Origin of the sequence: Mesorhizobium sp. M7A.F.Ca.AU.001.01.1.1, from assembly GCF_004022735.1 — a bacterium.
In the GTDB taxonomy this organism is placed as follows: Bacteria; Pseudomonadota; Alphaproteobacteria; order Rhizobiales; family Rhizobiaceae; genus Mesorhizobium; species Mesorhizobium ciceri.
Map to the genome: position 1 here is coordinate 1 of NZ_RZPF01000163.1, position 10,139 is coordinate 10,139.

Consider the following 10,139-nt stretch of genomic DNA (forward strand, 5'->3'; position numbering starts at 1 on the left):
GTGCGCCGGCGACAGGAGTTCGAGCGTCAGCGGCACAGTGCCATTGGCGATCGAAGGATGGCGGTCGAGGCCGAACAGCTCCTGTACGCGAATCGCCAGCACCGGCCATTCGCCGTCATAGCGGATAGGCACATGGCTGCCGGACGGAGCGTCGAAATGGGTCGGCGCCAGCGTATCGATCCTGCGCTGCAGATCATGCGGCACGAGGCTGGCCAGCCCGGCCGAGACAACGCCTGCATCGATGGCGGCAAACGATGCCGCGCCGGCGAGGTAAGGCAGCAGCCAGTCGTCGAGGCGCTCGACGAGGGCGTCATCCGCCATATCGGGCCATGGCGCGCCCAGGCCGCGATGCAGCCAGCCAAGCCGCTGGCGCAGCGTTTGCGCCTCCTTGCTCCAGGTCAGCAGCGACAGCCCGTGCTGGCGCACGGCATCGAGGACGGCGCGGTCGGCGTCGGCCCCCGTTGGCGGCGGCAGCATGCGCTCGGCGAGCGTGATGGCGCCAAGGCGCACGGTTTCACGTACACGCACGGCGCGCTTGTCCCGATCGAAGCTCGTTTCACGGCGCGCCTCGATCCTGTCCGCCAACGCGACACGGACATCGTCCTCGCCGATCGCCGCTGCCGCCGTGATGCGCGCATTCTGTGCCTTGCCCTGCAGGTCGGCGACGACCAGAAACGGCTCGCCCGCCAGCGGGTCGGCGGCGTCGAGCATGGCGCCGGAGCCGTTGGCCAGCACGAAACGGCCGCGCTCGCCGCGCGCCTTCGCCACCCGATCCGGCCAGGCGTGCACGAGCAGGGGACCGCCCGCCGCAGCTTCGCTGCCCTTTGCTCCGCCAGCCTGCCTTGCCAGCCTTTCGGCGAGCTGCTTGGCGGCGGTAGCGCGCGGAGATCTTTCCCCGCGAAAACGCATCAGCCGCCGCTCCAGATCGGCGCCGAGGCCACCGAGGCCGCGTTCGGTAAGCAGCACGGCGAACATTGCCGCCTCGAAGGCATGGCCGCTGCCGGCTGCCTCGGCAACCATATGCGCCAACCGCACCGGCAGAGCGAGCTTGCGCATCGCTGCACCCGCTTCCGTCAGGCGCCCCGTCTCGTCGATGGCATCCAGCGCGCGCAGTAGCCCCCTTGCCTCATTGAGGGCCGGAACAGGTGGCGGATCGAGAAAAGCAAGCGCTGACGGATCGGCAACGCCGAAGGCAGCACAATCGAGCAGCAGTCCGGACAGATCGGCCTCAAGGATTTCCGGCGGCGTGAAAGCGGGAAGTGCAGCCGTTTGCTCGGCCCGCCACAGCCGGATGGCGACGCCTGGCTGCGTGCGCCCGGCACGGCCGGCGCGCTGGTCGGCGGAAGCCTTGCTGACACGCACGGTCTCCAGTCGGGTCAAGCCACTGGCCGGCTCATAGCGCGGCAGCCGCGACAGGCCGGAATCGATGACGACGCGCACGCCGTCGATGGTGATCGAGGTTTCGGCTATCGAGGTGGCCAGCACCACCTTGCGGCGGCCCGCCGGCGGCGGCTTGATCGCCGCGTCCTGCGCCTTGCCGTCCAGCATGCCGTAGAGCGGGACGATGTCGGTATCGGTGCCGACCTTGCCGGCCAGCCGTTCGGCGGTGCGCTCGATCTCGCGCTGGCCGGGCAGGAAGGCAAGGACGCTGCCGCTCTCGTCGGCAAGGGCGGCGCGGATCGCCTTGGCCATCGCGTCCTCGATGGCGATGCCGGCCGGCCGTTCGTCATAACGGATATCGACGGGAAAGGCGCGACCCTCGCTTTCGACGACCGGCGCGCCCGACATGAGTTTGGCGACGCGCGCGCCGTCGAGCGTCGCCGACATCACAGCCAAGCGCAGATCCGGCCTGAGCGCCCCCTGCACGTCGAGCGCCAGAGCGAGACCGAAATCGCCGTCGAGCGAACGCTCGTGGAATTCGTCGAAAATGACAGCCGAAACACCGGGCAGTTCGGGATCGTCGAGGATCATGCGCGCCAGCACGCCTTCGGTGACGACCACGATCCTGGTCTTTGCCGAAATGCGGTTTTCCATGCGCATGGCGTAGCCGACGGTGGCGCCGGGTTCCTCACCAAGCAACTCAGCCATCCGGCGAGCGGCGGCGCGAGCGGCGAGGCGGCGCGGTTCAAGCAGGATGATCTTGCCGGCGCCGAGCCAAGGCGCGTCAAGCAGCGCCAGCGGCACCAGCGTGGTCTTGCCAGCGCCGGGCGGCGCCACCAGCACGGCGCTGTTGCCATCGCCAAGCGCTTCCCTCAGCGCCGGCAGCACGACGGACACAGGAAGCTCCGGCAGGGGTTTTGTGGTCATGGCGCCCGCATATCAGCGGTTACGGCCACGGCGCAACCAGAGTCGGTTCAAAGCCGGGTACGCGAAAACGGGTTCCAGCGCACGGTCCCCAGCCGCGCTTCCTCACGCACCATGGTCAACAGGCCGGCGCCGCCAACGACCGCCAGGCCAACCAGCGACAGCCCGTCCGGATATTCCTGGAAAAACAACGCGCCGAGGATCACCGCCCAGGCGATCTGCGAATAATGCGTCGGCGCGACCCGGTTGGCAGGCGCGTATTTCATGGCCAGCAGTTGAAGGAATTGTCCACCTGCTGTGAAGGCACCGGCCGCCGCCAACCACAGCAACTGCTTGCCGTCGGGAACGGTGAACGAGGTGGCGGCGGCACCGATGCCGTTGAACAGCAGGCCGTAGCCGACCAGCACGCCGAGCATGGTGGTGCGCTTTTCCTGCTGCGCCAGCGAGCGCATCAGGATGACGCTGGTGGCGGCGAGGAAGGCAACACCGAAGGCGGCAAGGTGGCCGAGATTGAGCTCGCGAAAGCCCGGCCGCACCACCAGCATGACACCGGCGAAACCGGCGACCACTGCCAGCCAGCGCCAGGGGCCGACCTTCTCCTTGAGGATCACCGTGGAGAGAATGGTGACGCAGAGCGGCGCCAGGAATATCAACGCATAGGACTCGGCCAGCGGAATGGTGGTGAAGGCGTAGACACTGAGCACGCCGGAAGCGATGCCCGCCCAGGCACGCGCCTGCACCGCCCATGGCCTTCTGGTGCGCCAGAAATCGCGCCAGCGTTCGCCCGCGGGCCGCGTGAAGAACAGGAAGAAGCCCGCGAACAAGGTTATGAAAAAGCCGATCTCGAAGATCGTGAGCTGACCGCCCAGGCTTTTGACAACGGCATCGCTACCCGAATAGCTTGCGTAGGCGATCAGGGCGAGCAGGATTCCGTTCGTCACGTTGTTCCAATTCCGGGGAGAGAGTGGTTTGAAAATCCTGGCGCTCGGTGCGCATCCGGACGACATCGAGATCTTCATGTTCGGTACGATGGCCGCCTATGCTGCGCAAGGCGCAGAACTCACTTTTGCCATGGCCACCGATGGTGCCAGGGGCGGCACAAGTGATCCCGCTGTTCTCGCTCGTGTCCGTCGCGACGAAGCAACGGCCGCGGCCGCGCTGGTAGGCGCAGTGCCACGCTTCCTCGACTTCCCGGACGGCGAGCTGGTGGCCGATGCAGCGCTGATTGGAGCTCTGAAAGCACTGATCGGTCAAATCGGCCCGGATCTGGTGATCACGCATGCGCCCAACGATTATCATGCAGACCATCGCGCGCTGTCGGACGGCGTTCGTATCGCGGCGTCTTTCGCCGTCCCAGTGCTGCATGCCGACACGATGGGCGGCACCGGTTTCTCGCCGACGCACTATGTCGACATTTCCGCCCATGCCGACGTCAAGGCCGAGGCGATCCGCATGCATCAATCGCAGGATCCCGACCGCTTCGTCGACATTGCGCGGACACAGAACGCCTTTCGCGCCGGCCAGTGCAACGGCGCGCAAGGCTCATCGGCCGAAGCCTTCCGTTTCGAACCGTCGTTCCCGTTCGCCGATATCCGCGCGCTGCTGCCGCCGGCGCCGGCGATCCGCAAGGTGATGGTGAGCACCAGAAGGGTAGATTGAAAGCCGAGGCTGCCCCACGTCCCGGTCAGAATCGGCCTGAACAGCTTCGGTAAACCAGCCAGCGACCCGCGCTTTTCCCAACGTTTTCAGACATCGCCATAAGCATGCTGCGGCGCAGCAACGAATTCGCTTGCCTTGTTTAGTAAAAATTGCATCACTAAACAAATTACTAAACATCTGCAGCGCAACCGCGCCGCCATGTTTGGGCCCCTGAGGAGAGGGGTTGAGGGCTTTTTGAAACCGTCATCCGGGCGCGTTTCGCAAATGGGAGGAAGTCATGAAATCGAGCTTGAAACTGGCGTTGGGACTGACCTCGGCAATCACAGCGTCGACAGCCGTCGCGAACGTCGCGCACGCTGAAGACCTGACCCTGTGCTGGGCCGCCTGGGACCCGGCCAACGCGCTTGTCGAACTGTCCAAGGATTTTACCAAGGAAACCGGTATCGGCATGAAATTCGAGTTCGTGCCGTGGACCAACTATGCCGACCGTTTCCTCAACGAGCTCAACTCGCACGGCAAATTGTGCGACCTGATCATCGGCGACAGCCAGTGGATCGGCGGCGCTGCCGAGAACGGCCATTACGTCAAGCTGAACGACTTCTTCGACAAGGAGAAGATCAGCATGGACGATTTCGTGCCGGCAACCGTCGTCGGCTATTCGGAATGGCCGAAGAACACGCCGAACTACTGGGCGCTGCCGGCCATGGGCGACGTCGTCGGCTGGACCTACCGCAAGGACTGGTTCTCCAAGCCGGAGCTGCAGAAGGAATTCAAGGAGAAGTACGGTTGGGACCTCGGCCCGCCAACCACTTTCGACCAGTTGAAGCAGGTCGCCGAGTTCTTCCAGAAGCGCGAGATCGACGGCAAGACCGTCTATGGCGCCTCGATCTACACCGAGCGCGGCTCCGAAGGCATCACCATGGGCGCCATGGACGTGCTCTACAGCTATGGCTTCCAATACGAAAACCCCAAGAAGCCCTATGAAATGGAAGGCTTCGTCAACTCCGACAAGTCGGTCAAGGGGCTGGAGTTCTACAAGGCGCTCTATGATTGCTGCACGCCGCCCGGTGCCTCGAACAGCTACATGGGCGAAGGCGTCGATGCCTTCAAATCCGGCCAGGTGGCGATGCACATGAACTTCGCCTTCACATGGCCGGGCCTGCAGAAGGACGAGAATGTCGGCGGCGACAAGATCGGTTACTTCGTCAACCCGAAGGGTCCCGACGGCGAGCAGTTCGCCCAGCTCGGCGGCCAGGGTATCTCCGTGGTGTCCTATTCCGACAAGCAGGAGGCGGCGCTGAAATACATCAAGTGGTTCGCCAACAAGGACGTGCAGGCCAAATGGTGGTCGCTCGGCGGCTATTCGTGCCTCAACGCGGTGGTCAAGGATCCGAAGTTCCCGGCCAGCCAGCCCTATGCGCAGACCTTCCTCGACTCGATGGCCATCGTGAAGGACTTCTGGGCCGAGCCGAGCTACGCCCCGCTGCTGCAGGCTTCGCAGAAACGCTTCCACGACTATGTCGTCGCCGGCCAGGGTTCGGCCAAGGATGCGCTCGACGGCCTGGTCAAGGACTGGACCCAGGTCTTCCAGGACGATGGCAAGATGTAACCAGCTCCTCCCGAGCTAAGCCAAGCATCCCGTGCCGCCCCTTGGCACGGGATGCAGTTCAGATAAATTCCATGACAGAGACGACCAAGTGACCGAAGCAGGACTCACCATGCTCAATCGGACCGCGGAGAACGTTGCCCGGGCGACCCCGGAACCGTTGGCCCGCAAGGTCCGGGGCATCAGCGACAAGGGCCTCGCCTGGCTGTTCATCTCGCCGACGATCCTGTTGCTGCTGGCCATCAACATCTTCCCGCTGTTCTGGGCGATCTATCTGTCGTTCACCAACTACCGGGCCAACCGCCCGAACGAGGTGGTGAAAAATCTCGGCCTTGCCAACTACCAGCGCATCCTCGGCGACAAGGACATCTGGATCGCCATGCAGACGACCGCGCATTTCGTGTTCTGGACGATCCTTTTGCAGACGCTGATCGGCTTCACGCTGGCCTGGCTGATCGACAGGAAGTTCCGAGGCCACGCCTTCTGGACGACGCTGATCCTGGTGCCGATGATGCTGTCGCCGGCGGTAGTCGGCAATTTCTGGCGCTTCCTCTATGAGCCGCAGATCGGCCTGTTCGCCTATGCGATCTCCTTCGTCACGAGGATCCCGCCGACCAATATTCAGATGCTCTCCAACGTGTCGCTGGCGCCCTGGTCGATCATCATCGTCGATACCTGGATGTGGACGCCCTACGTGATGCTGATCTGCCTCGCGGGCCTACGCTCCATCCCCGAATACATCTACGAGGCGGCCGAGGTCGACCGCGCCTCGAACTGGCGGCAGTTCTGGTCGATCACGCTGCCGATGGCGCTGCCCTTCATCATGCTGGCGGTGCTGTTTCGCGGCATCGAGAACTTCAAGATGTTCGACATGGTCAATCTGTTGACCGGCGGCGGGCCGGGCTCGACGACCGAGGTCGCCTCGATAACGCTGAAGCGGCAGGCTTTCGAAAGCTGGCGCACCGGTTATTCCTCGGCCTTCGCCATCATCCTTTTCGTGGCGGTGTTCGGCCTGGCCAACATCTACGTCAAGGCGCTCAACAAGGTGAAGCAGAGATGAGCCTGACCACAGCCCATTCGGTCGTCGCACCGAGCAGCAACTCGAAACGGATCGCCGGCACGATCATCGTGCTTTACGCACTGATCTCGATCGTGCCGCTGCTGTGGATCTTCGCCACCAGCTTCAAGACGCCGCCGGATTCGATTGCCTATCCGCCCAAGATCCTGTTCCAGCCCAGTCTTGAGGGCTACTGCAATTTGTTCACGACGCGGACCCGGCAGACGCCGGAATACATCAACTCGCTGGGTCCGGCGACGGGCTTCTGCGACGAGACCACGCGCAAGCGCAACATGGTGATCGCCGGTCCGTCCAACTTCCTGCCGCGCTTCGTCAATTCGCTGATCATCGCCTTCGGTTCGACCTTCTGCGCCGTGTTCTTAGGCACGCTGTCGGCCTACGGCTTCTCACGCTTCAAGGTGCCGCTCGCCGACGACCTCCTGTTCTTCATCCTGTCGACGCGCTTCATGCCGCCGATCGCCGTCGCCATTCCGATCTATCTGATGTACCGCGAGCTTGGCCTGTCGGACACCGCGCTCGGCATGATCCTGCTCTATACGGCGGTCAACGTGTCGCTGGCTGTCTGGCTGCTGAAGGGCTTCATCGACGAGATCCCGCGCGAATATGAAGAAGCGGCAATGATCGACGGCTACACGCGGCTGCAGGCCTTCTGGCGCACCGTGCTGCCGCAGGCGACGACCGGCATAGCCGCGACCGCCATCTTCTGCCTGATCTTCGCCTGGAACGAGTATGCGTTCGCAGCTCTCCTGACCTCCGGCACGGCGCAGACCGCGCCGCCCTTCATCCCGACCATCATCGGCGAAGGCGGCCAGGACTGGCCGGCGGTCGCGGCCGGCACGACGATCTTCCTGGTGCCGATCCTGGTTTTCACCATCCTGCTTCGCAAGCAATTGCTGCGCGGCATCACCTTCGGCGCGGTGCGCAAATGAGCTTGACCAAGCCTGGGAACCGCAAATCGCGCTGGCCGGCCTGGGCACGGCGCGGGCTGATGGAAAACATCGCGACAGCGCTGATCGCCATCGGCTTCCTGATGCTGTTCCAGCCCTTCGCGCTGTCGCTCTACACCTACTCCTTCATCACCATGCTCGCCGGCACCGTGATGTTCATCATCGTCTCCAAATTCCCGGAATAATCATGGCCGAAATCCGTGTCCAGCACCTGAGAAAGGCCTTCGGCGATTTCGTCGCCGTGCAGGATTCCAACTTCGTCGTCGAGGATGGCGAGTTCTTCGTCATGCTCGGCCCGTCCGGCTGCGGCAAGACGACGACCTTGCGCATGATCGCGGGGCTTGAGCTGCCGACCGGCGGCCAGATCCTGCTCGGCGGCGACGACGTCACCATGCTGCGGGCCCGCGAGCGCGACATCGCCTTCGTCTTCCAGCTGTTCGCGCTCTATCCGCACATGAATGTGCGCAAGAACATCGGCTTCCCGCTGCTGGCGCAAGGCATGCCTTCGGCCGAAATCCGCACGCGGGTCGAGGAAACGGCGAAGCTGCTGCGCATCGACCATCTGCTCAACAAATCCGTCTCCGGACTTGCCGGCGGCGACCGCCAGCGCGTCGCGCTCGGCCGCGCCATCGTGCGGCGGCCAAAATGCTTCCTGATGGATGAGCCGCTGGGAACCCTTGACACCGAATTCCGCGATTTGATGGTCCACGAGCTGCGCGAACTGCACAACCGCATCCATGCCACGACGGTCTATGTCACGCACGACCAGATGGAAGCGATGTCGATGGCCGACAAGATCGCGGTGATGAACCATGGCGTCATCGAGCAGTTCGGAAGCCCGCGCGAAATCTATGACCGCCCGGCGACCATGTTCGTCGCCGACTTCATCGGCTCGCCACCGATGAACTTTTTGGGATTTGGCGGCGGGCTCGCCAAGGGCGCCAGGGAGATCATCGTGCAAGGCGCGAAGGTCGCGGTGCCGGAGGTGCGCGAGGACATCGCACCTGGCGACATGGCGCTCGGCATCCGCCCTGAACACATCCGCTTCGACGACGCCTCAAAATTGCGCGGCGCCATCTACGGCACCGAATATCTCGGCACCACGCAGATCGTCGCGGTGGAGACGGCGGATGGCATCATCAAGGCACGCGTACCGGCCGAAATCAGGCTCGCCACCGGCGACCATGTCGGCCTGACGCTGAGCAGCGCGCGGCTGTCGCTGTTCGAGAAGGGATCGGGCCGCGCGGTGAGAACCGCGATCCACGATGTCGCCTCGGAACGGAGGGCCCAGCATGGCTGAGGTGCACATCAAGAACGTGACCAAGAGTTTCGGCGACCATGTCGCCGTCGACGGCCTCGACCTGCACATAGCAGATGGTGAATTCGTCGTGCTGCTCGGGCCAACCGGGGCCGGCAAGACGACGACGCTGCGGCTCATCGCCGGGTTGGAACGGCCAGACAGCGGCACGATCGAGATCGGCGGACACAATGCCACGACGCTGTCGCCGGCCGAGCGCGACACCGCCTTCGTCTTCCAGCAATATTCGCTCTATCCGCATCTGTCGGTGTTCGACAATCTCGCCTTTCCGCTGCGCTCGCCGGCGCGGAAAATGCCGGAAGACCAGATCCGCCGCCGGGTCGAGGAGGTGGCGAAGATGGTGCGCATCCATCACAAGCTCGCCAACCGCTCGACCAAGCTTTCGGGCGGCGAAATGCAGCGCGTCGCCATCGGCCGCGCGCTGGTGCACAAACCGTCCATCTATCTGATGGACGAGCCGCTGTCATCGCTCGACGCCAAGCTGCGGGCGGATCTGCGGCTCGAGCTGAAGCGCATCCAGACCGAGCTCGGCGCCACCATGCTTTACGTCACCCACGACCAGATCGAGGCGATGACGATGGCAGACCGCATCGGCATCCTCACCGAGGGCGTGCTGGTGCAGATCGGCTCGCCGCGCACCATCTATTCAGAGCCGGCAAACCTGCATGTCGCGGCGAGGCTCGGCCAGCCGGCGATCAATCTTCTGCCGACCGGGCTGCTGCCTGACGGCGGCGCACCGGCCGGCACCAAGACGATCGGCGCGCGCACCGAGCATCTGACGATCGCGAAGGCCGCGAATGGCCATGCTGACGGCGTTGTCGACTGGGTCGAGCATCTCGGTGACCAGAACCATTTGCATGTGACGGTAGGCACCAAGAAACTGGTGACGCTGACCGATCCCGACACGGATCTGGCGCAGGGCGACAAAGTGGTGATCCGCTACCGGGCGCCGCTGTATTTCGGCGCCGATGGACAGCGATTGATGTGAGCGGTTTTCGGTGATTCAGCACCGGTTTTGACTTTGCCAGTACGGGACGAATCGATGAAGCACTTTTTCAATCGCAGGGAAACGATCGTCACCGAGGCGCTGGACGGCCTGCTACGAACCATTGGCTCCGGCGATCTCGCGCGCCTCGACGGCTATCCCGAGATCAAGGTCGTCCTGCGCGCCGACTGGGACAAGACGAAAGTCAGTGTCGTCTCCGGCGGCGGGGCCGGGCACGAGCC

At 63.9% G+C, this 10,139-nt stretch carries 9 protein-coding genes and 1 pseudogene; 8 read left to right on the top strand and 2 right to left on the bottom strand.

All coding sequences use genetic code 11. The annotated features are described in order from the left end of the window. Positions 1–2,307: ATP-dependent helicase HrpB (hrpB, locus tag EN884_RS12655; protein WP_128360567.1), on the bottom strand; the 2,307-nt coding region annotated here is incomplete at its 3' end. A 47-nt stretch (positions 2,308–2,354) separates the two neighbouring features. Continuing rightward, complete coding sequence (locus tag EN884_RS12660) at positions 2,355–3,245, bottom strand: DMT family transporter (RefSeq protein WP_063169899.1); 891 nt, start codon at positions 3,243–3,245, stop codon at positions 2,355–2,357. 28 nt (positions 3,246–3,273) lie between these two features. Here EN884_RS12660 and EN884_RS12665 point away from each other — a divergent pair, with 28 nt between their 5' ends. From EN884_RS12665 to EN884_RS12700, 8 genes and pseudogenes are all read left to right on the top strand, one after another. Next, positions 3,274–3,963: a PIG-L deacetylase family protein gene (locus tag EN884_RS12665; RefSeq protein ID WP_063169898.1), complete on the top strand. Its 690-nt coding sequence runs from the start codon at positions 3,274–3,276 to the stop codon at positions 3,961–3,963. 277 nt (positions 3,964–4,240) lie between these two features. Continuing rightward, entirely contained in the window at positions 4,241–5,572 is a 1,332-nt protein-coding gene (locus tag EN884_RS12670) for an ABC transporter substrate-binding protein (RefSeq protein WP_027164284.1), read from the top strand. Between the two features lie 109 nt (positions 5,573–5,681). Then, complete coding sequence (locus tag EN884_RS12675) at positions 5,682–6,629, top strand: sugar ABC transporter permease (RefSeq protein WP_063169897.1); 948 nt, start codon at positions 5,682–5,684, stop codon at positions 6,627–6,629. After that, positions 6,626–7,576, top strand: a complete 951-nt coding sequence (locus EN884_RS12680; protein WP_013528079.1) for a carbohydrate ABC transporter permease — start codon at positions 6,626–6,628, stop codon at positions 7,574–7,576. The genes EN884_RS12675 and EN884_RS12680 overlap by 4 nt, the downstream gene beginning before the upstream one ends. Further along, positions 7,573–7,779 (top strand): hypothetical protein, encoded by a 207-nt coding sequence (locus EN884_RS12685; protein WP_013528080.1) that lies wholly within the window; start codon positions 7,573–7,575, stop codon positions 7,777–7,779. Before EN884_RS12680 ends, EN884_RS12685 begins: the two co-directional genes overlap by 4 nt. A gap of 2 nt (positions 7,780–7,781) precedes the next feature. Further along, positions 7,782–8,894: an ABC transporter ATP-binding protein gene (locus EN884_RS12690; RefSeq protein ID WP_013528081.1), complete on the top strand. Its 1,113-nt coding sequence runs from the start codon at positions 7,782–7,784 to the stop codon at positions 8,892–8,894. Continuing rightward, positions 8,887–9,900, top strand: coding sequence for an ABC transporter ATP-binding protein (locus EN884_RS12695; RefSeq protein ID WP_063169896.1), 1,014 nt, complete (start codon positions 8,887–8,889; stop codon positions 9,898–9,900). Before EN884_RS12690 ends, EN884_RS12695 begins: the two co-directional genes overlap by 8 nt. 54 nt (positions 9,901–9,954) lie before the next feature. Then, positions 9,955–10,139: pseudogene (locus EN884_RS12700) on the top strand (dihydroxyacetone kinase); the annotation flags it as partial.